Origin of the sequence: Pseudomonas sp. KUIN-1, from assembly GCF_009176725.1 — a bacterium.
GTDB classification, from domain to species: Bacteria; Pseudomonadota; Gammaproteobacteria; order Pseudomonadales; family Pseudomonadaceae; genus Aquipseudomonas; species Aquipseudomonas fragariae.
The window spans coordinates 4,753,461-4,778,638 of record NZ_AP020337.1 but is presented as its reverse complement, the minus strand read 5'-3'; the positions used below and the strand labels follow the sequence as shown (position 1 = coordinate 4,778,638).

General features: G+C 60.2%; 21 protein-coding genes and 1 other RNA gene. 21 read left to right on the top strand and 1 reads right to left on the bottom strand.

Features of this window, described 5'->3' with window-relative positions; translation table 11 throughout:
- Positions 1-114 precede the first annotated feature (114 nt).
- The 18 genes from rsmI (at position 115) to lpxC (ending at position 19,548) form a co-directional block, all read left to right on the top strand.
- A complete protein-coding gene (rsmI, locus tag KUIN1_RS21400; protein WP_024641908.1) occupies positions 115-984 on the top strand; it encodes a 16S rRNA (cytidine(1402)-2'-O)-methyltransferase in 870 nt (289 codons plus the stop codon).
- Between the two features lie 85 nt (positions 985-1,069).
- An RNA gene (gene rnpB, locus KUIN1_RS21395) (RNase P RNA component class A) lies at positions 1,070-1,427 on the top strand.
- Positions 1,428-1,734: 307 nt separating this feature from the next.
- Entirely contained in the window at positions 1,735-2,190 is a 456-nt protein-coding gene (gene mraZ / locus KUIN1_RS21390; RefSeq protein WP_003406034.1) for a division/cell wall cluster transcriptional repressor MraZ, read from the top strand.
- A gap of 2 nt (positions 2,191-2,192) precedes the next feature.
- Entirely contained in the window at positions 2,193-3,134 is a 942-nt protein-coding gene (rsmH, locus tag KUIN1_RS21385) for a 16S rRNA (cytosine(1402)-N(4))-methyltransferase RsmH (RefSeq protein ID WP_152092452.1), read from the top strand.
- On the top strand, positions 3,131-3,424 hold the full coding sequence (ftsL, locus tag KUIN1_RS21380) for a cell division protein FtsL (RefSeq protein WP_003340690.1): 294 nt from the start codon (positions 3,131-3,133) through the stop codon (positions 3,422-3,424). The genes rsmH and ftsL overlap by 4 nt, the downstream gene beginning before the upstream one ends.
- Positions 3,424-5,151, top strand: coding sequence for a peptidoglycan D,D-transpeptidase FtsI family protein (locus tag KUIN1_RS21375; protein ID WP_010427469.1), 1,728 nt, complete (start codon positions 3,424-3,426; stop codon positions 5,149-5,151). Before ftsL ends, KUIN1_RS21375 begins: the two co-directional genes overlap by 1 nt.
- A complete protein-coding gene (locus KUIN1_RS21370; protein ID WP_024638353.1) occupies positions 5,151-6,614 on the top strand; it encodes a UDP-N-acetylmuramoyl-L-alanyl-D-glutamate--2,6-diaminopimelate ligase in 1,464 nt (487 codons plus the stop codon). Before KUIN1_RS21375 ends, KUIN1_RS21370 begins: the two co-directional genes overlap by 1 nt.
- Positions 6,607-7,977 carry a UDP-N-acetylmuramoyl-tripeptide--D-alanyl-D-alanine ligase gene (locus tag KUIN1_RS21365; RefSeq protein WP_152092279.1) on the top strand — a complete coding sequence of 457 codons (1,371 nt, stop codon included), beginning with the start codon at positions 6,607-6,609 and terminating at the stop codon, positions 7,975-7,977. The genes KUIN1_RS21370 and KUIN1_RS21365 overlap by 8 nt, the downstream gene beginning before the upstream one ends.
- Complete coding sequence (mraY, locus tag KUIN1_RS21360; RefSeq protein WP_003313553.1) at positions 7,977-9,059, top strand: phospho-N-acetylmuramoyl-pentapeptide-transferase; 1,083 nt, start codon at positions 7,977-7,979, stop codon at positions 9,057-9,059. Before KUIN1_RS21365 ends, mraY begins: the two co-directional genes overlap by 1 nt.
- 5 nt (positions 9,060-9,064) lie before the next feature.
- Positions 9,065-10,411 (top strand): UDP-N-acetylmuramoyl-L-alanine--D-glutamate ligase, encoded by a 1,347-nt coding sequence (gene murD / locus KUIN1_RS21355; RefSeq protein ID WP_152092278.1) that lies wholly within the window; start codon positions 9,065-9,067, stop codon positions 10,409-10,411.
- Positions 10,408-11,622 carry a putative lipid II flippase FtsW gene (gene ftsW / locus KUIN1_RS21350; RefSeq protein ID WP_003406017.1) on the top strand — a complete coding sequence of 405 codons (1,215 nt, stop codon included), beginning with the start codon at positions 10,408-10,410 and terminating at the stop codon, positions 11,620-11,622. Before murD ends, ftsW begins: the two co-directional genes overlap by 4 nt.
- Positions 11,612-12,682, top strand: a complete 1,071-nt coding sequence (murG, locus tag KUIN1_RS21345) for an undecaprenyldiphospho-muramoylpentapeptide beta-N-acetylglucosaminyltransferase (RefSeq protein WP_152092277.1) — start codon at positions 11,612-11,614, stop codon at positions 12,680-12,682. Before ftsW ends, murG begins: the two co-directional genes overlap by 11 nt.
- Positions 12,675-14,135 carry a UDP-N-acetylmuramate--L-alanine ligase gene (gene murC / locus KUIN1_RS21340; RefSeq protein WP_003406013.1) on the top strand — a complete coding sequence of 487 codons (1,461 nt, stop codon included), beginning with the start codon at positions 12,675-12,677 and terminating at the stop codon, positions 14,133-14,135. Before murG ends, murC begins: the two co-directional genes overlap by 8 nt.
- Positions 14,132-15,091, top strand: coding sequence for a D-alanine--D-alanine ligase (locus KUIN1_RS21335; RefSeq protein WP_011268844.1), 960 nt, complete (start codon positions 14,132-14,134; stop codon positions 15,089-15,091). The genes murC and KUIN1_RS21335 overlap by 4 nt, the downstream gene beginning before the upstream one ends.
- A gap of 3 nt (positions 15,092-15,094) precedes the next feature.
- Positions 15,095-15,964, top strand: a complete 870-nt coding sequence (locus KUIN1_RS21330; RefSeq protein WP_152092276.1) for a cell division protein FtsQ/DivIB — start codon at positions 15,095-15,097, stop codon at positions 15,962-15,964.
- A 14-nt stretch (positions 15,965-15,978) separates the two neighbouring features.
- On the top strand, positions 15,979-17,235 hold the full coding sequence (gene ftsA / locus KUIN1_RS21325) for a cell division protein FtsA (RefSeq protein WP_003364017.1): 1,257 nt from the start codon (positions 15,979-15,981) through the stop codon (positions 17,233-17,235).
- Positions 17,236-17,336: 101 nt separating this feature from the next.
- Positions 17,337-18,524, top strand: a complete 1,188-nt coding sequence (gene ftsZ / locus KUIN1_RS21320) for a cell division protein FtsZ (RefSeq protein ID WP_152092275.1) — start codon at positions 17,337-17,339, stop codon at positions 18,522-18,524.
- Between the two features lie 112 nt (positions 18,525-18,636).
- Entirely contained in the window at positions 18,637-19,548 is a 912-nt protein-coding gene (gene lpxC, locus KUIN1_RS21315; protein ID WP_002555040.1) for a UDP-3-O-acyl-N-acetylglucosamine deacetylase, read from the top strand.
- 116 nt (positions 19,549-19,664) lie between these two features.
- Here lpxC and KUIN1_RS21310 read toward each other — a convergent pair whose 3' ends face one another.
- A complete protein-coding gene (locus KUIN1_RS21310) occupies positions 19,665-20,120 on the bottom strand; it encodes a DUF721 domain-containing protein (RefSeq protein ID WP_003313540.1) in 456 nt (151 codons plus the stop codon).
- A 305-nt stretch (positions 20,121-20,425) separates the two neighbouring features.
- On the opposite strand from KUIN1_RS21310, the gene secA reads away from it, so the two are divergent.
- From secA to KUIN1_RS21295, 3 genes are all read left to right on the top strand, one after another.
- Positions 20,426-23,167 carry a preprotein translocase subunit SecA gene (secA, locus tag KUIN1_RS21305; RefSeq protein ID WP_053275758.1) on the top strand — a complete coding sequence of 914 codons (2,742 nt, stop codon included), beginning with the start codon at positions 20,426-20,428 and terminating at the stop codon, positions 23,165-23,167.
- Positions 23,168-23,276: 109 nt separating this feature from the next.
- A complete protein-coding gene (gene argJ / locus KUIN1_RS21300; RefSeq protein ID WP_152092274.1) occupies positions 23,277-24,494 on the top strand; it encodes a bifunctional glutamate N-acetyltransferase/amino-acid acetyltransferase ArgJ in 1,218 nt (405 codons plus the stop codon).
- A gap of 57 nt (positions 24,495-24,551) precedes the next feature.
- A complete protein-coding gene (locus KUIN1_RS21295; RefSeq protein WP_152092273.1) occupies positions 24,552-25,178 on the top strand; it encodes a glutathione S-transferase family protein in 627 nt (208 codons plus the stop codon).

The window sequence follows — 25,178 nt, the reverse complement described above, 5'->3', positions numbered from 1 at the left end:
ACATGTTTTCATTCCTTTTTTGTCGGCATCCTGACGCGCGAACCGTTCCGCCGGGCCGCAGTCTGTACAATGCATTTTTTCCAAGTGCCTGTTTTAACCTGCGAGGTTTGCGTTTTGACTGTTCCGGTTGTTTCGAATTCCACTTCGGGTTCGCTTTATGTAGTGGCGACTCCTATCGGCAATCTGGACGACATGAGCGTGCGAGCCCTGAAGGTGTTGCGTGAGGTCGCGCTGATTGCGGCTGAAGACACGCGTCATTCCGCACGGCTGATGCAGCATTTCGGCATCTCTACGCCATTGGCGGCCTGTCACGAACATAATGAACGTGATGAGGGTAGTCGGTTCATCACGCGTCTGCTGGCCGGTGATGACGTCGCACTGATTTCCGATGCGGGCACGCCACTGATCTCCGATCCCGGTTACCACCTGGTGCGCCAGGCGCGCGCCGCGGGTGTGCCGGTCGTACCGGTGCCGGGCGCGTGCGCCTTGATCGCAGCGCTGTCTGCGGCCGGGCTGCCGTCGGATCGATTCATTTTCGAAGGCTTTCTTCCGGCCAAGTCTGCCGGTCGCAAGGCCAGGCTTGAGCGTGTCAGGGAAGAGCCGCGCACGCTGATCTATTATGAGGCGCCGCACCGCATCCTGGAGTGTCTGCAGGATATGGAACTGGTCTTCGGTGCTGACCGTCAGGCGTTGCTGGCGCGTGAAATAACCAAAACTTTCGAAACCCTCAAGGGTCTGCCTTTAGGTGAGCTGCGGGCGTTCGTCGAATCCGACAGTAATCAGCAGCGTGGCGAGTGCGTCGTGCTGGTGGCGGGCTGGACGCCGCCGGATGACGAGGACGTCATCGGTGATGAGGCCCGCAGGGTGCTGGATTTGCTGCTTGCCGAGATGCCGCTCAAGCGCGCCGCAGCGCTGGCTGCCGAAATAACCGGCGTGCGCAAGAACCTGCTGTATCAGGTGGCGCTGGAAAAACAGAAGGAGTAACACGCTGCTTTTGAAAGGGACAACCGGGACACGCATGCTATTAAAGCTTGTTCTTGATGGCGTGTGCCGCTAACCTTGTCGGCGGAGAGTCGATTGGACAGTCGCTGCCTCTTGTTGTTCCGCAACAAGGGGGGGAGGAAAGTCCGGGCTCCATAGGGCGGAGTGCCAGGTAACGCCTGGGAGGCGTGAGCCTACGGAAAGTGCCACAGAAAATAACCGCCTAAGCACTTCGGTGCCGGTAAGGGTGAAAAGGTGCGGTAAGAGCGCACCGCACGTCTGGTAACAGTTCGTGGCAAGGTAAACCCCACTCGGAGCAAGACCAAATAGGGTTCCTAGGCGTGGCCCGCGCTGGAACCGGGTAGGTTGCTAAAGACGTCCAGTGATGGCCGTCGTAGAGGAATGACTGTTCTCGACAGAACCCGGCTTACAGATCGACTCTCCACCTTTTTTCTTCCCCTTCGTTTCAAGCAGCAAAACCCCTCCGTAATACCAAAAAAATCTTACAGCTCATAAATTACATTAACTTCGAATCGCAACGATTTGAGTTGCGTGGGATTTATCCGTCGGATCCTTCGCAAAATTACCCTTTTATCCCCAATGCCTCTCCTAAATCTCCGAAATGTAAGGGTTTTCCTTAAGACCGTGCCTTGACGGTGTGGTGGGCGCGTTCCTATAGTGTGCGCAAGTGGCAGAAAGTGGCACGAAGTGGGTTTTTTTAGCGCAAAAAGCTAATATTCGGAGAATGCGCCTGTGTTCCGTGGTGCCAATGCGATCAATCTCGATGCCAAGGGCCGTCTCGCTATGCCGAGCCGGTACCGTGACGAGTTGGATTCGCGTAGCGCCGGCCAACTTATCGTGACCATTGATGCCGTTGATCCATGCCTTTGCCTTTACCCGCTTTCCGAATGGGAGCTGATAGAGGCAAAACTTCGTGATCTGGCGACGTTTCGTGAAGAAAACCGTCGTCTGCAAAGGCTTCTGATTGGTAATGCTGTCGATCTGGAACTCGATGGCAGCGGGCGTTTTCTGGTGCCGCCACGTCTTCGCGAATACGCGAAGCTCGACAAGCGCGTGATGTTGGTGGGCCAGCTCAACAAGTTTCAACTGTGGGACGAGGACGCCTGGAACGCTCTTGCTGACGCTGACCTGGCTGCCATTCAAAAACCTGGCGCGATGCCCGACGAATTACGTGATTTGATCCTGTGACTATGAATAGCGGCTTTACCCACATCACCGTGCTGCTTGAAGAAGCCGTGGAGGCTCTCGAGGTGCGCGCCGATGGCTGCTATCTGGACGGCACGTTCGGACGTGGCGGGCATAGTCGTCTGATACTCAGCCAGCTGGGCCCCGATGGTCGGCTTCTGGGATTCGACAAGGACCCTCAAGCGATTGCCACCGGGCAAGCGCTAGCGGCCGAAGACGGCCGCTTTGTCATTGTGCAGCGCAGCTTTGCCGAATTGGGATCCGAAACTCAGGAGCGCGGTTTGGCCGGCAAGGTCAGTGGCATTCTGCTGGATCTGGGCGTGTCGTCCCCGCAGCTGGATGATCCAGAGCGCGGTTTCAGCTTCATGAACGACGGTCCTCTGGATATGCGCATGGACCCCGCCCGTGGCGTAAGCGCCGCCGAGTTCATCGCAACTGCACCGGCTGAAGAAATTGCCCGCGTCTTCAAGGAATACGGCGAAGAGCGGTTTGCCAAGCGGATGGCCAATGCGGTCGTTGCGCGTCGCGAAGTCCAGCCTTTCGAGCGCACAGCCGATCTGGCAGAAGTGCTCAAGGTCGCCAACCCTGCCTGGGAAAAGGGCAAGAATCCGGCAACGCGTGCCTTTCAGGGCCTGCGTATTCACGTAAACAACGAACTGGGCGATCTGGAAGCCGGCCTCGAAGCGGCACTGGATGCGCTGGAAGTGGGTGGCCGCCTGGTCGTCATCAGCTTTCACTCGCTGGAAGACCGCATCGTCAAGCTGTTCATGCGCAAGCTCGCCAAGGGCGAAGCCGACAACATGCCGCGCAATCTGCCGATCCAGTTCAAACCGTTCGAACCGAAAATCAAAATTCACGGCAAGGCTCAATTCGCCTCGGATGCCGAAACCAAAGCCAACCCGCGCTCGCGCAGTGCTGTCATGCGTGTAGCGGAGAAGCTCAGGTGAGCCGTCTGTTTCTGAAGCCTCTGCCCGGCGGCAGTTTCATTATGCTGCTGCTGTTCATTGCTGTCCTGATTTCGGCGATTGGCGTTTCCTATAGTGCACATTGGAATCGTCAACTGCTCAACTCGCTGTATTCGGAAATGAGCGTGCGCGACAAGGCGCAGGCAGAGTGGGGCCGGCTGATTCTTGAGCAGAGCACCTGGACTGCGCACAGCCGTATCGAAACTCTGGCCACCGAACAGCTGAAGATGCGCATCCCGAGCGCTGCCGAAGTGCGGATGGTGGCGCCATGATGAAACTTGATGGCGCTCTTTATCCGTGGCGCTTTCGCGTAGTCGTAGGGCTGCTGGTGTCCCTCGTGCTCGCCATTTGCTGGCGCATTGTCGACCTGCAGGTCATCGACCATACCTTTCTCAAGGAACAGGGCGATGCACGCAGCCTTCGGCATATCCCTATTCCGGCGCACCGTGGCCTGATCACCGACCGTAACGGCGAGCCGCTGGCGGTCAGTACTCCGGTGACGACGCTGTGGGCCAACCCGCGTGAAATGCAGCAGGACAAGTCCAAGTGGCCGATGCTGGCCGCAGCGCTGGGCCAGGATCTCAAGGCATTGACCGAGCGTCTGGACTCGCAGGCAAACAAGGAATTCATCTACCTGGTCCGTGGCCTCACGCCAGAACAGGGCCAGTCGGTCATCGATCTGAAAGTGCCCGGCGTTTACGGCATCGAAGAGTTCCGCCGCTTTTATCCGGCCGGCGATGTCACTGCACACATGGTCGGCTTTACCGACCTTGATGACCATGGCCGGGAAGGCGTCGAGCTGGCGTATGACGACTGGCTCGCCGGTGTGCCCGGCAAGCGTCAGGTCATCAAGGACCGGCGCGGTCGACTGATCAAGGATGTTCAGGTCACCAAGAATGCCAAGGCCGGAAAGACCTTGGCTTTGTCTATTGACCTGCGCCTGCAGTACCTGGCGACCCGTGAACTGCGCAATGCCATCGTCGAGAACGAGGCCAAGGCCGGCAGCATGGTGATCATGGACGTCAAGACCGGTGAGGTTCTGGCGATGGTCAACCAGCCCACCTATAACCCGAACAACCGTCGCACCATGGTGCCTGCCGCCATGCGCAACCGGGCCATCATCGACGTGTTCGAACCCGGTTCGACCATGAAGCCGATCTCCATGACCGCAGCGCTGGACAGTGGCCGCTGGAAGCCTACCGACAAGGTCGAGGTTTATCCGGGCACCCTGCAGATCGGCAAGTACACGATTCGTGACGTGACCAAGACCGAAGGCCCGATCCTCGATCTGACCGGCATTCTGATCAACTCCAGTAACGTCGGCATGAGCAAGGTTGCGTTTGATGTGGGCGGTGAGGCGATCTTCCGTGCCATGCAGCGCGTCGGTTTCGGTCAGTACACCGGCCTCGGCTTCCCTGGCGAGCGCGTCGGCAACCTGCCCAACTACCGCGAATGGCGCAAGGCCGAAACCGCCACGCTGTCCTATGGCTACGGTCTGTCGGTCACGGCCTTGCAGCTGGTGCATGCCTACGGCGCGCTGGCCAACAATGGCCGCATCGTGCCGTTGACCATCCTGAAAACAGATAAAGAGCCGGAGTCGACCCAGGCCATTCCGGAGAAAACCGCGAAGACCCTGCAAGGCATGTTGCAGCAGGTTATCGAGGACCCACGCGGCGTCTATCGCGCCCGTGTGCCGTCCTACCACGTTGGCGGCAAGAGTGGTACGGCGCGCAAGACGTCCATTGGCACCAAGGGCTATGCGGAAAATTCCTATCGCTCGCTGTTCGCCGGTTTCGGCCCGATGAGTAACCCGCGTTACGCCATCGTGGTTGTCATCGACGAACCGAGCAAGGGTGGTTACTACGGTGGTCTGGTTTCGGCCCCGGTATTCAGCAAGGTCATGTCCGGCACGTTGCGTCTGATGAACGTGACGCCGGACAACCTTGCGCCACCCGAACAAGTCAACGCCGCACCGGCAGCCAAAGGAGGGCGTGGTTGATGGCATTTAATCTGAGCAAGATTTTCGCTCACACCGACCGCGATGCGCTGATTCGCGAGTTGACCCTCGACAGCCGCAATGTGCGCCCGGGCGACCTGTTTCTGGCAGTGCCGGGCATCAAGGTCGATGGCCGCGCGCATATCGCCGACGCGCTCAAGCGTGGCGCAGCTGCCGTAGCCTATGAAGTCGAAGGGTCGACCGTGCTGCCGATCACCGACGTGCCGCTGATCCCGGTCAAGGGGCTCGCCGGGCAGTTGTCCGCTATCGCCGGTCGCTTCTATGGCGATCCGAGCCGCAGTCTGAATCTGGTCGGTGTTACCGGCACCAACGGCAAGACCAGCGTGACCCAACTGGTGGCCCAGGCGCTTGATGTCCTCGGCCAGCGTTGCGGGATCGTCGGTACCTTGGGCACCGGTTTCTACGGCTCGCTGCAAAGCGGTCGCCACACCACGCCCGACCCGATTGCCGTGCAGGCGACGCTGACCGACCTGAGAAAGGCCGGTGCGCGCGCAGTGGCGATGGAAGTCTCGTCCCACGGTCTTGATCAGGGACGCGCTACGGCGCTGGCCTTTGATGTGGCGGTGCTGACTAATCTGTCCCGTGACCATCTGGATTATCACGGCACCATGGAGGCCTACGCTGCCGCCAAGGCGAAGCTGTTCGCATGGTCCGATCTGAAATGCCGGGTGATCAACCTGGATGACGACTTCGGTCGTGAACTGGCCGCGGTCAAACAAGAGTCGCGGTTGATCACCTACAGCCAGCTGGACAGTTCGGCCTACCTGTATTGCCGCGATGCGAAGTTCGATGACGATGGCGTGCGTGCCACGCTGGTCACGCCGCAGGGCGAGCATTTCCTGCGCAGCAGCCTGCTGGGTCGTTTCAATCTGAGCAATGTGCTGGCTGCGGTCGGCGCGCTGCTGGGCCTGGATTACGCGCTGGACGAAATTCTCAAGGCGCTGCCGAAACTCGAAGGCCCGGTCGGACGCATGCAGCGTCTGGGGGGTGCCGACAAGCCTCTGGTGGTCGTGGATTACGCGCACACCCCGGACGCGCTGGAAAAAGTACTCGAAGCACTGCGCCCGCACGCCAAGGGCCGCTTGTTGTGCCTGTTCGGCTGCGGCGGTGATCGTGACCGTGGCAAGCGTCCGTTGATGGCTGGAGTGGTCGAGCGTCTGGCCGACGGCGTATGGGTCACTGATGACAATCCGCGCTCCGAATCGCCTGTCAGTATTTTTGACGATATACGCCCTGGCTTCGTTGCTGCGGACAAGGTGCGTTTCATCGAAGGTCGCGGTCAGGCCATTGCCGAGCTGATTGCCAGCGCCAATGCCGATGACGTGGTGGTGCTTGCTGGCAAGGGCCACGAGGACTACCAGGAAATCAACGGTCAGCGGCAGCCGTTCTCCGATTTGCAAGAAGCCGCCAGTGCGCTTGCCGTATGGGAGCCTGCGAATGCTTAAGCCAATGACCTTCCGCGAACTGGTTGTACCACTCGACGCCCGTCTGGTCGGCGGCGACTGCAGCTTTGCCGGCGTGAGCACCGACAGTCGTGGCATCGAGCCTGGGCAACTGTTCGTGGCCCTGACCGGCCCGCGTTTCGACGGTCATGAATACCTCGACCAAGTGGCTGCCAAAGGTGCGGTCGGTGCGCTGGTCGAGCGCGAAGTGCAGGGCGCCGCCTTGCCGCAACTGGTCGTGCTGGATACCCGCAAGGCACTTGCCCAGCTGGGTGCCATGAATCGCAATGCGTTCGTCGACCGGCCGGTTGCTGCCGTCACCGGGTCGAGTGGCAAAACCACGGTCAAGGAGATGCTCGCGAGCATCCTGCGCACGCGCGGGCCTGTGCTGGCGACCCGAGGCAACCTGAACAACGAATTGGGCGTTCCACTGACGCTGCTGGAACTGGCTCCCGAATACACGTCCGCTGTGATCGAACTGGGTGCATCGCGGGTTGGCGAGATTGCCTACACCGTGAGCCTTGCCAAGCCGCACGTCGCCATGATTACCAACGCCGGCACCGCCCATGTTGGCGAGTTTGGCGGCCCGGACAGGATTGTCGAAGCCAAGGGCGAGATTCTGGAAGGTCTCGACGCGGGTGGCACTGCAGTCTTGAACCTGGAAGACAAGGCGTTTCCGATCTGGCGCAAGCGCGCCGGCAATCGCAATGTCCTGACCTTCGCACTGACCGACTCTGCGGCGGATGTGTACGCCAGCGAGCTTAGCCGTGATGCTCGGGGCTGCCCGGGCTTTATCATCAGCAGCCCGCTCGGCACCGCCCGGGTTCAACTGAACCTGCTCGGCACGCACAATGTGTCCAACGCCCTGGCCGCTGCGGCTGCCGGCTGCGCAATGGGGGTGCCGCTGGAAGGGATCGTTACCGGGCTGAACAACGTGCAGCCGGTCAAGGGCCGTGCCGTGGCGCAAATCGCCAGCAATGGCACGCGCGTCATTGATGATACCTACAACGCCAACCCTGCCTCGATCAACGCGGCCGTCGACATCCTCACCGGCTTCACCGGTCGTACCGTACTGGTGCTGGGCGATATCGGCGAGTTGGGCGACTGGGCCGAGCAGGGCCATCGCGAAGTCGGTGCCTATGCCGCTGGCAAGGTCTCGGCGCTGTATGCCGTCGGCCCGTTGATGACTCACGCCGTCAGCGCCTTTGGCGAGCACGCTTACCACTTTGCCAGTCAGGCTGAACTGATTGCGGCGCTGGGCGCCGAGCAGGACCCCGATACCACTTTACTGATCAAGGGCTCGCGTAGCGCTGCGATGGAACACGTCGTGGCTGCCTTGTGCGGTTCTAGCCTGGAGAAACATTAATGCTGCTGCTGTTGGCCGAGTTTTTACAACAGTTCTACAAAGGCTTCGCGGTCTTTCAGTACCTGTCATTGCGCGGGATTCTTGGCGTGCTCACTGCACTGACGCTGTCACTGTGCCTGGGGCCGTGGATGATCCGCACCCTGCAGATGCGTCAGATCGGTCAGTCGGTGCGTAACGACGGTCCGCAGTCGCACCTGTCCAAGTCCGGCACGCCGACCATGGGCGGGGCGCTGATCCTGTCGTCCATTGGTATCAGTACGTTGCTGTGGGCTGACCTGAGCAACCGTTACGTGTGGGTCGTGTTGCTGGTGACCTTCCTGTTCGGCGCGATCGGTTGGGTCGATGACTACCGCAAGGTGATCGAAAAGAATTCGCGGGGCCTGCCGAGCCGCTGGAAGTATTTCTGGCAGTCGGTATTTGGCCTCTGTGCCGCGATCTTCCTTTATACGACTGCGCCGTCGGCAACCGAAACCACGCTGATCGTGCCGATGCTCAAGGATGTGCGCATCCCGCTGGGTATCGGTTTCATCGTACTGACCTATTTCGTGATCGTCGGCTCCAGCAACGCAGTCAACCTGACTGACGGCCTGGACGGTCTGGCGATCATGCCAACGGTGATGGTGGGCGGTGCATTGGGCATCTTCTGCTACCTGTCAGGTAACGTGAAATTCGCTGAATACCTGCTGATTCCCTACGTTCCGGGGGCGGGCGAGCTGATTGTGTTCTCTGGCGCGCTGATTGGCGCCGGGCTGGGGTTCCTCTGGTTCAACACGTATCCGGCGCAGGTGTTCATGGGCGACGTCGGTGCGCTGGCGCTCGGCGCGGCGCTGGGCACCATGGCGGTGATCGTTCGTCAGGAAATGGTCCTGTTCATCATGGGCGGCGTGTTCGTGATGGAAACCCTTTCAGTGGTCATTCAGGTTGCGTCTTTCAAACTTACCGGCCGCCGCGTATTCCGCATGGCGCCGATCCACCACCACTTTGAACTCAAAGGCTGGCCCGAGCCACGTGTGATCGTCCGTTTCTGGATCATCACCGTGATTCTGGTGCTCATTGGCCTTGCCACGCTGAAACTGAGGTAGAACGAGTGTCCCTGATCGTTTCCGACCGCTTCCGCATTGTCGTGGGTCTAGGCAAAAGCGGCATGTCTCTGGTTCGCTTCCTGGCGAACCAGGGCGTGTCCTTTGCTGTGGCCGACACGCGGGAGAATCCTCCTGAGCTGGCGACCTTGCGTCGCGACTATCCGCAGGTGGAAGTGCGTTGTGGCGAGCTGGACGTGGATTTCCTCTGCCGTGCCGATGAGCTGTATGTCAGCCCCGGTCTGGCCCTGGCGACCCCGGCCCTGCAGCAGGCGCACGCACGCGGCGTCAAACTGTCGGGCGACATCGAACTGTTCGCGCGTTACGCGAAGGCGCCGGTGATTGCCATTACCGGTTCGAATGCAAAAAGCACCGTGACCACGCTGGTCGGCGAGATGGCCGCTGCCGCTGGAAAGCGTGTGGCGGTGGGCGGCAATCTCGGCACTCCGGCGCTGGACCTGCTGAGCGACGATGTCGAGCTTTACGTGATGGAGCTTTCCAGCTTTCAGCTCGAAACCACCGACCAGCTCAATGCTGAAGTGGCGACCGTGCTGAATATCAGCGAAGACCACATGGACCGCTACAGCGGCCTGCCTGCCTACCACTTGGCCAAGCACCGGATTTTCCGTGGCGCGCGGCAAGTGGTGGTCAATCGTCAGGACGCGCTGTCTCGTCCGTTGATTGGCGAAGGTCTGCCGTGCTGGACATTCGGCCTCAACAAGCCCGATTTCCATGGTTTCGGCCTGCGTGAAGAGAACGGCGAAAAGTACCTGGCGTTCCAGTTTGAAAACCTCATGTCGGTGCGTGAGCTGAAAGTGCGCGGTGCGCACAATCAGGCCAACGCGCTCGCAGCCTTGGCGCTCGGGCATGCAGTCGGCCTGCCGTTCGACGCCATGCTCGCCAGCCTGCGTGAATTCACCGGCCTGGAGCATCGCTGCCAGTGGCTGCGCGAGCACGAAGGCGTTGATTACTACAACGACTCCAAAGCCACCAATGTCGGTGCCGCACTGGCTGCCATCGAAGGGCTGGGCTCGGATATCGATGGCAAGCTGGTGCTGATCGCCGGCGGCGATGGCAAAGGCGCTGACTTCAGCGGTTTGCGTGCGCCAGTCGCCAGGCATTGCCGCGCAGCGGTACTGCTTGGGCGTGATGCCGAGCTGATTGCCCGGGCATTGGGCGACGCCGTTCCGCTGCTGCGTGTCGATACCATCCAGGCGGCTGTCGAGCACAGCGCCAAACTGGCGCAACGTGGCGACGCCGTATTGCTTTCTCCTGCATGCGCCAGTCTGGACATGTTCAAGAATTATGAAGAGCGCGGACGTGTGTTCGCGCAGGCAGTGGAGTGCTTGTCATGATCTTCGGTGTGATCAAGCCTTATCCATCGCCACTGATCAGCGGGCGCGGCATCGACCTCGATTTCCCGATGCTGGTCGGCTGCCTGGCGCTGCTCGGCCTTGGCCTGGTAATGATTACCTCGGCTTCTTCGGAAGTGGCCGCGGTGCAGTCGGGCAACACGCTGTACATGATGACCCGTCACCTGGTTTATCTGCTGATCGGCCTGGGTGCCTGCGGCGTGACCATGATGATTCCGGTGGCCACCTGGCAGCGCCTGGGCTGGATGATGCTGCTCGGTGCGTTCGGCCTGTTGCTGCTGGTACTGGTGCCGGGAATCGGGCGCGAGGTGAACGGTTCGATGCGCTGGATCGGCTTCGGCGCGTTCAACGTGCAGCCGTCGGAAATCGCCAAGGTGTTTGTGGTGATCTTCCTTGCCGGCTACCTGATTCGTCAGCAGCAGGAAGTTCGCGAAAGCTGGATGGGCTTTTTCAAGCCGTTCATCGTGCTGCTGCCGATGGCCGGTCTGCTGCTCATGGAGCCTGACTTCGGTGCGACCGTGGTCATGATGGGCGCGGCGGCGGCCATGCTGTTTCTTGGCGGGGTCGGCCTGTTCCGCTTCTCGCTGATGGTGGTACTGGCGGTCGCTTCTGTGGTGGTGCTGGTTCAGGCCCAACCTTACCGGATGGCGCGTCTGACCAACTTTACGGACCCGTGGGCCGACCAGTTCGGTTCCGGCTATCAGTTGACCCAGGCGCTGATCGCCTTCGGTCGCGGCGAGTGGTTCGGCGTCGGGCTGGGCAACAGCGTGCAGAAGCAGTTCTACCTTCCGGAAGCGCACACCGACTTCGTGTTCTCGGTCCTTGCAGAAGAGCTGGGCGTCGTGGGTTCGCTGATCACCGTCGCGCTGTTTCTGTTCGTCAGTATTCGCGGCATGTACATCGGCATGTGGGCCGAGCGCGCCAAGCAGTTCTTCGGTGCCTACGTGGCCTACGGTCTGTCGTTCCTGTGGATCGGTCAGTTCCTGATCAACATCGGTGTGAACGTCGGCTTGCTGCCCACCAAGGGCCTGACCCTGCCGTTCCTCAGCTACGGCGGCAGCTCGCTGGTGATCTGCTGCGCGAGCCTCGGGCTGCTGCTGCGCATCGAGTGGGAATCGCGCAACAACATGGGCAGTGAAGAGGCCGAGTTCAAGGAAAGCGACTTCGCCGAGGAGACGCCCCATGGACGCTAATGTGCTGATCATGGCGGGCGGGACCGGCGGGCATGTATTCCCGGCGCTGGCCTGTGCCCGCGAGTTTCAGGCACGCGGCTACAAGGTCCATTGGCTGGGCACGCCGCGCGGTATCGAAAACGAACTGGTACCGCAAGCCGGTCTGACGCTGCACCTGATCAACGTCACCGGTCTGCGTGGCAAAGGCCGCTTGTCGCTGCTCAAGGCGCCTTTCATGTTGCTCAAGGCCCTGATGCAGGCACGCAAGGTCGTGCGTCAGGTGAAACCGGTCTGCGTGGTCGGCTTTGGTGGCTACGTCACCGGCCCCGGCGGTCTGGCGGCGAAGCTGGCCGGCGTACCGTTGATCATTCACGAGCAGAACGCCGTGGCCGGTACCGCCAACCGCAGTCTGGCGTCGTTCGCCAGCCGGGTGTGCGAAGCGTTCCCGAACACTTTTGCGGATTCGTCCAAGCGTCGCACCACCGGCAACCCGGTGCGTGTCGAGCTGTTTCTGGAAACACCGCGTCAGGCACTGGCCGGACGCAAGGCTCGTCTGCTGGTACTGGGCGGCAGCCTGGGCGCGGAGCCGTTGAACAAATTACTGCCCGAGGCGCTGTCTCAGCTGCCTCAGGACATCCAGCCCGAAGTCTTTCATCAGTCGGGCAAGAATCATGACGCAGTCACCGCCGAGCGCTATCGCAACGTGGGCGTCGAGGCGCAGGTTGCGCCGTTCATCCAGAACATGGCCCAAGCCTATGGCTGGGCCGATCTGGTGGTCTGCCGCGCAGGCGCATTGACCATCAGCGAACTGGCCGCCGCCGGCCTGCCGTCGTTGCTGATACCGCTGCCCCACGCGATTGATGACCATCAGTCACGTAACGCTGACTATCTGGCTCGCGAAGGCGCAGCCTTCGTCATGCCGCAAGCGACAACTGGCGCCGCCGAGATGGCAGCACGCCTGAAAGAGGTTTTGATGCAACCCGAACAATTAAACAGCATGGCCCGCACTGCACGCAGCCTGGCCAAGCCTGATGCAACCCGCACCGTCGTCAACGTCTGCGTGGAGGTGGCCCATGGTTGAGAATCAACGCGCCATGCCACAACCTGAAATGCGCCGTATCCGTCGTATCCACTTCGTCGGTATCGGCGGCGTAGGCATGTGCGGGATCGCTGAGGTGTTGTTGAACCTGGGCTACGAAGTCTCGGGCTCCGACCTGAAGGGTTCGGCCGTGACTGAGCGCCTGGAATCGTTCGGCGCGCAGATTTTTGTCGGCCATCGTGCCGAGAACACCATCGGTGCCGACGTACTGGTGGTGTCCAGCGCCGTCAACACCTCCAACCCGGAAGTGGCCACTGCCCTGGAGCGTCGCATCCCGGTCGTACCGCGTGCCGAGATGCTCGCCGAGCTGATGCGTTATCGCCACGGCATCGCCGTTGCCGGTACGCACGGCAAGACCACCACCACCAGCCTGATCGCCTCGGTGTTCGCTGCTGGCGGCCTGGACCCGACCTTCGTGATTGGCGGCCGTCTCAATGCGGCAGGCACCAATGCGCAGTTGGGCACCAGCCGCTACCTGATCGCCGAAGCCGATGAAAGCGACGCCAGCTTCCTGCACCTGCAGCCTCTGGTCGCAGTGGTCACCAATATCGACGCCGATCACATGGCGACCTACGAAGGCGACTTCAACAAACTGAAGAAGACCTTCGTCGAGTTCCTGCACAACCTGCCGTTCTACGGGCTGGCAGTCATGTGCATCGACGACCCGGTGGTGCGTGAGATTCTGCCGCTGGTCAAGCGTCCGACGCTGACCTACGGCTTCAGCGAGTCTGCCGATATACGCGCAATCAATGTGCGTCAGGACGGCATGCTGACCTTCTTCACCGTACTGCGCCGCGACCGCGAGCCGCTGGATGTGTCGGTGAACATGCCCGGCAATCACAACGTACTCAACTCGCTGGCGACCATTGCCATCGCCACTGATGAGGGTGTCAGCGACGAGGCCATCGTTCAGGGCCTTTCCGGGTTCCAGGGCGTCGGTCGGCGCTTCCAGGTTTACGGCGAGCTGCCGGTCGACGGTGGTCACGTGATGCTGGTCGATGACTACGGTCACCACCCGCGCGAAGTCGCAGCCGTGATTAACGCTGTGCGTGGCGGCTGGCCTGATCGTCGTCTGGTAATGGTTTACCAGCCACACCGTTTCAGCCGCACCCGTGACCTGTACGACGACTTCGTGCAGGTCCTGGCCGAAGCCAATGTTCTGTTGTTGATGGAAGTCTACCCGGCCGGTGAAGAGCCTGTTCCCGGTGCGGACAGCCGCAACCTGTGCCACAGCATTCGTCAGCGCGGCCAGCTGGACCCGATCTACATCGAACGCGGTGTAGAGCTGGCGCCGCTGGTCAAGCCGTTGCTGCGTGCCGGCGACATCCTGTTGTGTCAGGGCGCCGGTGACATCGCTGGTCTCGCACCGCAGTTACTCAAGAGCCCGCTGTTCGCCGGTGCCAAAGTGGCCTCCACCGAAGGGAAGCTGAAATGACAGCCGTTGCCCAGTCGTCCCTGCGCTCGACACTCGAGCCGAAAAGCTTCGGCCGTGTCGCCGTGCTCTTCGGTGGCAAGAGTGCCGAGCGTGCGGTCTCGCTGAACTCGGGTAATGCCGTGCTCGGCGCGTTGCTCGAGGCTGGTGTGGATGCGTTCGGCATCGATGTGGGCGATGACTTCCTGCAGCGACTGGTCAGCGAGAAAATCGACCGTGCCTTTATTGTTCTGCACGGACGCGGCGGTGAAGACGGCACCATGCAAGGCCTGCTGGAATGCCTGGAAATCCCTTATACCGGCAGTGGCGTACTGGCTTCTGCGCTGGCGATGGACAAGCTGCGCACCAAGCAGGTCTGGCAGAGTCTCGGCCTTGCTACACCGGCGCATGCCGTTCTTGAAAACGAGAGTGATTGTATTTGCGCGGCGACGGAACTGGGCTTGCCTTTGATCGTCAAACCGGCCCATGAAGGTTCAAGTATCGGTATGGCAAAGGTGAACAGCGTCGATGAATTGATCGCCGCATGGAAAGCCGCCAGTACCTACGATTCGCAAGTATTAGTCGAACAATGGATTCAGGGACCTGAGTTCACTGTGGCGTCTCTGCGTGGCCAGGTGTTGCCTCCCATCGGCCTGGGCACTCCTCACAGTTTTTATGATTACGATGCCAAGTACCTGGCGTCCGATACCCAGTACCGGATTCCGTGCGGACTTGGCGATGCGCAGGAACAGGAACTCAAACAACTTGCAGCACGTGCTTGCGATGCCATTGGCATTGCAGGGTGGGCGCGCACGGATGTCATGCAGGACGCACAAGGCAAGTTCTGGTTACTGGAAGTCAATACTGTACCGGGCATGACCGATCACAGTCTGGTGCCTATGGCGGCCCGTGCGGCAGGTCTGGATTTTCAACAACTGGTGTTGGCGATCCTGGCCGACAGCGTTCAGGCGAGGGGTTAAGGCATGTACGGCCCGTCGACACGTCCTCAGCCACCTGCAACCGGCCGCAACAAGCCGGTGCCGCGCGGCGCCAGCCGTATGGTGGCCAAGGAGCCCTTGTCGGCGCGCCTGCCCAAGGCCAACTTCAGTTTTCTGAAGCGTCTGCTCTGGCCCGTGCTGTTGGTGGTTCTGGGCTTCGGTACTTATGAGGCAGCACAGCGTCTGCTGCCGTACGCCGACCGCCCGATCACCCGCATCAACGTGCAGGGCGATTTGAGTTACATCAGCCAGCAGGCTGTGCAGCAGCGGATTGCGCCTTATGTGGCGTCGAGCTTTTTCAAGATCGATCTGGCGGCCATGCGCACCGAGCTTGAGCAGATGCCATGGATCGCGCACGCCGAGGTCCGTCGTGTATGGCCGGATCAGGTAGTGATTCGTCTTGAAGAGCAATTGCCGGTTGCCCGTTGGGGCGATGAAGCGCTGTTGAATAACCAGGGGCAGGCTTTCACACCGCGTGAACTGTCCAATTACGAACATCTTCCCCAGTTGTTCGGCCCGCAGCGGGCCCAGCAGCAGGTGATGCAGCAGTATCAGGTGTTGAGTCAGATGTTGCGCCCGCTGGGCTTCTCCATCGTGCGCCTGGAACTGCGCGAGCGTGGCAGCTGGTTCCTGACAACAGGTGCCGGTAGTGCTGGCCCGGGTATCGAATTGTTGCTTGGACGCGACCACCTTGTCGAAAAAATGCGCCGCTTCATCGCGATTTACGACAAAACGCTGAAAGACCAAATAACGAATATCGCGCGCGTCGACTTGCGTTACTCCAACGGCCTTGCGGTCGGTTGGCGCGAACAGGCAGCGCCGGCGACGGAAAAACCCGCCGTCGCGAAGAATTGATAAGAGGCAGGACCATGGCAAATGTGCAAAGCGGCAAAATGATCGTCGGGCTGGATATCGGTACCTCCAAGGTGGTGGCACTGGTAGGCGAAGTCGCGGCCGATGGCTCGCTGGAAATCGTGGGTATCGGTACCCATCCCTCCCGCGGCCTGAAAAAGGGCGTGGTGGTGAATATCGAGTCGACCGTGCAGTCGATCCAGCGCGCAATCGAAGAAGCGCAGTTGATGGCCGGCTGCCGTATCCACTCGGCATTCGTTGGCGTGGCGGGCAGCCACATTCGCAGCCTGAACTCGCACGGCATCGTGGCGATTCGTGATCGCGAAGTCAGCTCTGCGGACCTGGAGCGTGTGCTCGATGCTGCTCAGGCGGTGGCCATTCCTGCCGACCAGCGCGTGTTGCACACCCTGCCTCAGGATTACGTGATCGATAACCAGGAAGGCGTGCGTGAGCCCCTGGGCATGTCCGGCGTACGTCTGGAAGCCAAGGTCCACGTGGTGACCTGTGCAGTGAACGCGGCGCAGAACATCGAGAAGTGCGTGCGTCGCTGCGGTCTGGAAGTCGATGACATCATCCTCGAGCAGTTGGCCTCGGCGTATTCCGTGCTGACCGATGACGAGAAAGAACTGGGTGTCTGCCTGGTGGACATCGGCGGCGGCACCACCGACATCGCGATCTTCACCGAAGGCGCCATTCGCCACACGGCGGTCATCCCGATTGCGGGTGACCAGGTGACCAACGACATCGCCATGGCGTTGCGCACTCCGACCCAGTACGCCGAAGAAATCAAGATTCGTTATGCCTGTGCGCTGGCCAAGCTGGCCGGTGCAGGCGAAACCATCAAAGTGCCGAGCGTGGGCGACCGTCCACCTCGCGAGCTGTCGCGTCAGGCCCTGGCCGAAGTGGTAGAGCCTCGTTACGACGAGCTGTTCACCCTGATCCAGGCCGAACTGCGCCGCAGCGGCTACGAAGACCTGATCCCGGCTGGCATCGTGCTGACCGGGGGCACAGCGAAAATGGAAGGTGCGGTCGAACTGGCCGAGGAAATCTTCCACATGCCGGTCCGCCTGGGCGTACCGCACAGCGTCAAAGGGCTCGCTGATGTTGTGCGCAACCCGATCTACTCAACCGGCGTAGGTCTGTTGATGTACGGGCTGCAAAAACAATCGGATGGCATTTCGCTGTCCGGGATTGTCGGCAACAGCAGTTACAGCGACGAAACCAAGGCACCGGTGCTTGAGCGTATCAAGCGTTGGGTGCAGGGCAATTTCTAGGTTTCAACGTTCAACGGTTTCATGGCTTCAGATTCAGGGCTTCACCAGCAATATCGGCAGGCAGTAGGCAAAACTAACTAGAAAGCGGAAGGAGAGAGAAAATGTTCGAACTCGTAGACAACGTCCCGCAAAGCCCGGTTATCAAGGTTATCGGCGTAGGCGGTGGTGGCGGCAACGCTGTCAATCACATGGTCAAGAGCAACATCGAAGGCGTGGAATTCATCTGCGCCAACACTGATGCTCAAGCGCTGAAAAACATCGGCGCGCGGACCATTCTGCAACTGGGCACCGGCGTGACCAAAGGCCTTGGCGCTGGCGCCAACCCTGAAGTCGGTCGTCAGGCCGCACTGGAAGATCGTGAGCGCATTGCAGAAGTTCTGCAGGGCACCAACATGGTTTTCATCACCACGGGCATGGGCGGCGGTACCGGTACCGGTGCAGCCCCGATCATTGCTGAAGTGGCCAAGGAAATGGGCATTCTGACGGTCGCAGTCGTGACCCGTCCGTTCCCGTTCGAAGGTCGCAAGCGTATGCAGATCGCCGATGAAGGCATCCGCATGCTGTCCGAAAGCGTCGACTCGTTGATCACCATCCCCAACGAGAAGCTGCTGACCATCCTCGGTAAAGACGCCAGCCTGCTGTCGGCTTTCGCCAAGGCTGACGATGTACTGGCCGGTGCCGTTCGCGGTATCTCCGACATCATCAAGCGTCCGGGCATGATCAACGTCGACTTCGCCGACGTGCGTACCGTGATGAGCGAAATGGGCATGGCGATGATGGGCACTGGCTGCGCCAGCGGTCCTAACCGTGCACGTGAAGCGACTGAAGCGGCCATCCGCAACCCGTTGCTCGAAGACGTCAACCTGCAGGGCGCTCGCGGCATCCTGGTCAACATCACTGCCGGTCCTGACCTGTCTCTGGGTGAGTACTCGGACGTGGGTAGCATCATCGAGGCGTTCGCTTCCGAGCACGCGATGGTCAAGGTCGGTACCGTTATCGATCCGGATATGCGTGACGAGTTGCACGTGACCGTGGTTGCCACCGGCCTGGGCGCGAAAATCGAGAAACCTGTCAAGGTCATTGATAACACGTTGCAGACCACCCAGCAGGCTCCTACACAGCAGGCGTCCCGCCAGGAAGCACCGTCGGTCAACTACCGTGACCTGGATCGTCCTACCGTGATGCGCAATCAGGCACACGCAGGCGCTACAGCCGCGGCGAAGATGAATCCCAACGATGATCTTGATTACCTGGACATCCCGGCTTTCCTGCGTCGTCAGGCCGATTGATGAAATGTATCAGGGGTATTAGGGTGATTGGTGTTCAGCAAAGGCATGGTCTGCTATCATCGCCAGCCTTTGTTGATACCAGTTCGCAACTTGCGCTGAAGCGGCCCATGCCATGATTAAACAACGCACCCTGAAAAATATTATCCGTGCCACAGGTGTAGGCCTGCACTCCGGGGAGAAGGTTTACCTGACCCTCAAGCCCGCACCTGTGAATACCGGCATTGTGTTTTGCCGAGCTGACCTTGACCCCGTCGTGCAGATCCCTGCGCGTGCGGAAAACGTCGGTGACACCACTCTGTCGACCACTCTGGTCAATGGTGATGTCAAAGTCGACACGGTAGAACACTTGCTCTCGGCCATGGCTGGCCTTGGCATCGATAACGCCTACGTCGAGCTCTCTGCCTCCGAAGTTCCTATCATGGACGGCAGCGCAGGCCCTTTCGTATTCCTGATTCAATCGGCAGGCCTGGAAGAACAGGACGCGCCGAAGAAATTCATCCGTATCCTGCGTGAAGTCACGGTGGAGGAGGGCGGTAAACGCGCTACCTTCGTGCCTTTCGAAGGGTTTAAGGTCAGTTTCGAGATCGATTTCGATCACCCCGTCTTCCGTGACCGCACCCAGAGTGCAAGCGTGGACTTTTCCAGCACTTCCTTCGTGAAGGAAGTCAGCCGTGCCCGGACCTTCGGGTTCATGAGTGATATCGAGTACCTGCGCAAGCACAACCTCGCACTCGGCGGCAGCGTGGAAAACGCCATCGTGGTCGACAAGGACGGTGTACTGAACGAAGACGGCCTGCGTTACGAGGACGAATTCGTCAAACACAAAATCCTCGACGCCATCGGTGACCTCTACCTGCTGGGCAACAGCCTGATAGGTGAGTTCCGGGGTTTCAAATCGGGGCATGCACTGAACAACCGTCTGCTGCGCACGTTGATCGAGCAGAAAGACGCTTGGGAAGTGGTGACTTTCGAGGATGCCAGTACGGCACCAATTTCTTACATGCGCCCTGTCGCGGCCGTGTAAGCAAGCTTTACTCTCTTTCCTTTTGTTCTTTAAAGGCTGCCCTCGGGTGGCCTTTTTTTATGGGTTTATTCAGGGGAAGTCAGTGCTCGCGGAGGCCTTGCAGCGATCAGGCAGGCTTACTTCCTGTCCTTTGCATGGCTGGCCAGCCGTTCAAGTGCGGCACGCAGGCGTGGATCGGTGATGCCTTCAGCGGTGGCCTGAATGTTTTCGGCAGCCACTGCCGACAGATCGATCGTGTGCGTGGCCGCCCCGCGTGGCGCTTCAGGCGGCTGCACCTTGAACACAATGCGGGTCAGGTTGATGAATTCGTCGAAGGCCATCATTTGCCGGTGCAGGCGTTTCTGCTGGTAGCGCAGGCGCGTGGCCCAGTGACCGTCCGTCACGATCAGCAACAAGGTGCCCTCGCGCCACGAGGCCACGCGACAATGCTCGCGAGCCGCAGGCTGCAGCTGGCTTTCGAGCAGGCGCTGCAGGTGGCTGAGGCGTTCGGCGTGGCGAAATATAGCCTTCAGGGGCTTGGCTTCACGCAGCAGAACAGCGGGCGGGCGGGCGTTCAGAGGACGAAAGGCCATGGAGGGATGCCTGGGTAACAAGATGAACATCTTAACAGAAAGCGTTCTGACGGCTGCTTTTCAGGGCATTTCCGTGCTTTCATATGCAAATCAATGAGTAACTTCCCCGGATAACGGGTTGAAGTGCTTGAAAATGGCCCCATTGTAAACCTGCCCCGTCACAGCGCTGTGCCAGCATCGTGGAATAACGCCACTTTCCTCACCATCGTTTCCGGGTAGAATGCTCGTTCGCATGCGGCCATCTGGGCTGCACGGGCGACTCACGGGGCCGCCCTCCATTCCTATGTGTGGAAGATCCTGTCGATATGTTTGCGCCTTTGTTGAAAAAACTTTTTGGAAGCAAGAACGAGCGTGAAGTAAAACGCATGCTCAAGACGGTACAGATCGTCAATGCCTTCGAAGAGCAAATGGTGGCCCTTTCGGACGAGCAACTGCGCGCCAAGACCGAAGAGTTCAAGGCCCGCATAGCCAAAGGCGAGACCCTCGATCAATTGCTCCCGGAAGCCTTTGCTGTCGCTCGTGAAGCGGGCAAGCGCGTCATGGGCATGCGCCACTTCGACGTCCAGTTGATCGGCGGCATGACCCTGCACGAAGGTCAGATCGCGGAAATGCGTACCGGTGAAGGTAAAACCCTGGTCGGTACGCTGGCTGTCTACCTCAACGCATTGTCCGGCAAGGGCGTTCACGTGGTTACCGTGAACGACTACCTCGCTCGCCGCGATGCCAACTGGATGCGTCCGCTGTACGAATTCCTCGGCCTGACCGTAGGCATCGTCACGCCATTCCAGCCGCCAGAAGAGAAGCGCGCCGCCTACGCTGCCGATATCACGTACGGCACCAACAACGAATACGGTTTCGATTACCTGCGCGACAACATGGCGTTCAGCATGGACGACAAGTTCCAGCGTGAACTCAATTTTGCCGTGATCGACGAAGTCGACTCGATTCTGATCGACGAAGCGCGTACGCCGCTGATCATCTCCGGTCAGGCTGAAGACAGCTCCAAGCTGTACACCGAAATCAACCGCCTGATCCCCAAGCTCGAGCAGCATATCGAGGAAGTGGAAGGCGAAGTCACCAAGCCGGGGCATTTCACCGTTGACGAGAAAACCCGTCAGGTCGAACTGAACGAAGCCGGTCACCAGTTCATCGAAGAAATGCTCACCGAAGTCGGCCTGCTGGCCGAAGGCGAGAGCCTGTACTCGGCGCATAACCTGGGCCTGCTGACTCACGTCTATGCCGGTCTGCGTGCGCACAAGCTGTTCAACCGCAACGTCGAATACATCGTTTCGGACGGTCAGGTGCTGCTGGTCGACGAACACACCGGCCGGACCATGCCGGGCCGTCGCCTGTCCGAAGGTCTGCACCAGGCCATCGAAGCCAAGGAAGGTCTGAACATTCAGGCCGAAAGCCAGACCCTGGCATCGACCACGTTCCAGAACTACTTCCGTCTGTACAACAAGCTGTCCGGCATGACCGGTACCGCCGACACCGAAGCGTTCGAATTCCACCAGATCTACAACCTGGCCGTCATGGTCATCCCGCCGAACAAGCCTTTGGCGCGTAAGGACTTCAACGACCTGGTCTATCTGACGGCGGAAGAGAAGTACGCCGCCATCGTCACCGACATCAAGGCCTGCATCGCGGAAAACCGTCCGGTACTGGTCGGTACGGCGACCATCGAAACTTCCGAGCACATGTCCAATCTGCTCAACAAGGAAGGCATCGAGCACAAGGTTCTGAACGCCAAGTTCCACGAAAAGGAAGCGGAAATCATTGCGCAGGCCGGTCGTCCGGGTGCGTTGACCATCGCCACCAACATGGCTGGTCGTGGTACCGACATCCTGCTGGGCGGCAACTGGGAAGTCGAGGTTGCCAATCTGGAAGACCCGACCCCCGAGCAGATCGCACAGATCAAGGCTGACTGGCAGAAGCGCCATCAGCAGGTGATCGAAGCGGGCGGCCTGCACGTCATCGCCTCCGAGCGTCACGAATCGCGTCGTATCGACAACCAGCTGCGCGGTCGTGCCGGCCGTCAGGGCGACACCGGCTCCAGCCGTTTCTACCTGTCGCTCGAAGACAGCCTGATGCGCATCTTTGCCTCTGACCGGGTGAAGAACTTCATGAAGGCGCTGGGTATGCAGTCCGGCGAGGCCATCGAGCATCGCATGGTGACCAACGCCATCGAAAAAGCGCAGCGCAAGGTGGAAGGTCGCAACTTCGACATCCGCAAACAGTTGCTTGAATTCGATGACGTGGCCAACGAGCAGCGTAAAGTGATTTATCACATGCGTAACACGTTGTTGGCTGCCGAGAACATTGGCGAGACCATTGCCGACTTCCGCGAGGAAGTGCTCAACAACCTGATCAGCCAGCACATTCCGCCACAGTCGCTGCCGGAGCAGTGGAATGTTGCAGGCCTGGAATCGGCGCTCAATACCGACTTCGCGGTTCAACTGCCGATCCAGCAGTGGCTCGACGAAGACGACAAGCTGCACGAAGACAGCCTGCGCGAAAAAATCATGGCGCAGTTGCTGGTGGCGTACAACGAGAAGGAAGACCAGGCCAGCGCCGAAGCGCTGCGCTCCTTCGAGAAGCAGATCCTCCTGCGCGTGCTGGACGACCTGTGGAAAGATCACCTGTCGACCATGGACCACCTGCGTCACGGTATCCACCTGCGCGGCTACGCTCAGAAGAACCCGAAGCAGGAATACAAGCGCGAGTCCTTCACGCTGTTCCAGGAACTGCTCGACTCGATCAAGCGCGACACCATCCGTGTGCTCTCGCATGTTCAGGTTCGTCGCGAAGATCCAGAGGAAGAAGAGGCACGCCTGCGTCAGGACGCCGAAGAGCTGGCCAGTCGCATGCAGTTCGAACACGCGCCTGCCCCGGGCATCGAGCAACCGCTGCTCGACGAAGAGGGTGGCGAAGCGCCTGTTGCCGTTGCATCCGAGCCGGTTCGCAACGACCAGAAGCTGGGTCGCAACGAGCTGTGCTGGTGTGGTTCGGGCAAGAAATTCAAGCACTGTCACGGCCAGATCAACTAAGCCTTTGACCGTGTAATACCTGCGCCGCGACCGGCTTGCCCGTCGCGGCGTTTTTTCATTGAGCGCCGTACCGATGCGGACGGCGCCACACTCCATGAGGAGCACCCCGATGGCTGTTGGTCTTGGTCCTTTGCCTGCGTTGCACCCGGTTCCCGGTTTTGAACTTGGCATTTCTTCTGCCGGCATCAAACGCCCGGGGCGCAAGGATGTTGTGGTCATGCGCTGTGCCGAAGGCTCCAGCGTTGCCGGTGTATTCACCTTGAATGCGTTCTGCGCAGCGCCGGTCATTCTGGCCAAACAGCGCGTCCAGGGCACTGTGCGTTATCTGTTGACCAACACCGGCAATGCCAATGCGGGCACCGGCGAGCCGGGTCTGGTTGCGGCGCGTCGTACTTGCGAGAAGCTGGCGCAACTGACTGGCGTCGATGCTTCGGCGGTGCTGCCCTACTCGACGGGCGTGATCGGCGAGCCGCTGCCGGTGGAAAAGATCGAAGGCGCTCTGCAAGCCGCGATCGATGATCTGTCTGTGGATAACTGGGCCGCTGCGGCGACCGGGATCATGACCACCGACACCCTGCCCAAAGGCGCCAGCCGTCAGTTCAGCCATGACGGCGTGACCGTCACTGTGACCGGCATCAGCAAGGGCGCAGGCATGATTCGCCCGAACATGGCGACCATGCTCGGTTACATCGCCACCGACGCCAAAGTGGCGCAGAGCGTGCTTCAGGACCTGATTCGTGACAGCGCCAACAAGTCGTTCAACCGCATCACCATCGATGGCGACACCTCGACCAACGATTGCTGCATGCTGATCGCCACCGGTCAGGCTGACCTGCCGGAAATTACCGAGGCCAAAGGCACGTTGTTCGAAGCGTTGAAGAAAGCCGTGTTCGACGTGTGCATGGAGGTCGCTCAGGCCATCGTGCGTGACGGTGAGGGTGCGACCAAGTTCGTGACCGTGGAAGTCAACGGTGGCGGCAATCACCAGGAATGCCTGGACGTCGGCTATGCCGTGGCCCACTCGCCGCTGATCAAGACCGCGTTGTTCGCCTCCGACCCGAACTGGGGACGTATCCTGGCGGCGGTCGGCCGTGCCGGTGTGCCGGATCTGGACGTGAGCAAGATCGACGTATTCCTGGGGGGCGTGTGCATCGCCAGCCAGGGCTGCCGCGCCACGACCTACACCGAAGAGCAGGGCTCGGCGGTCATGGCCGAAGAAGAAATCACCATCCGTATCGAGCTGGGCCGCGGCGATTGCAGCGAAACGATCTGGACCACCGATCTTTCTCACGAGTACGTGAAGATCAATGCGGAATACCGCACCTGATTCAATGCCCGGCGCGCCGGCATCCTGTCTTCGCGCCGGGCTCAATGGAGCTGAACCATGAGCCTGCATCTGATTATCGGCGACAAACGCTACTCCTCCTGGTCGCTGCGTCCCTGGCTGGTGCTGGAAATGACCGGTGCTCCGTTCACCGATCAGGTCATCCGCCTGAACCAGCCTGACACCCGCGCGAACATTCTCAAGTATTCACCGACCGGCAAGGTCCCTGCGTTGCAGTGCAAGCACGGCACGATCATCGATTCGCTGGCCATTTGCGAATACCTGGTCGAGCGTTTTCCGGACGCCGACCTGTGGCCGAGCGACACCGCCGCACGTGCCCAGGCGCGTTCTGCCTGCGCGCAGATGCACAGCGGTTTTGTCAGCCTGCGTTCGAATATGCCGATGGACCTGCGTCAGGATCAGGCACTGGAAGTGATTCCGGTCGATACCCAGAACGACATCGACCGTATTGTCGAGCTGTGGGCCGAATGCCGCAATGCGGCGGCCGAAAGCGGTCCGTTTCTGTTCGGCAAGCCGAGCATTGCCGATGCGTTCTTCGCGCCGGTGGCGATTCGTCTGCGCAGCTATCGTGTCGAGTTGCCCGCAGAAGCGCTGGCTTACATCGAAACCATCTACCAATGGCCTGCCTTCAAACGCTGGCAGCAGGCCGGTCTGGAGGAGTCCTGA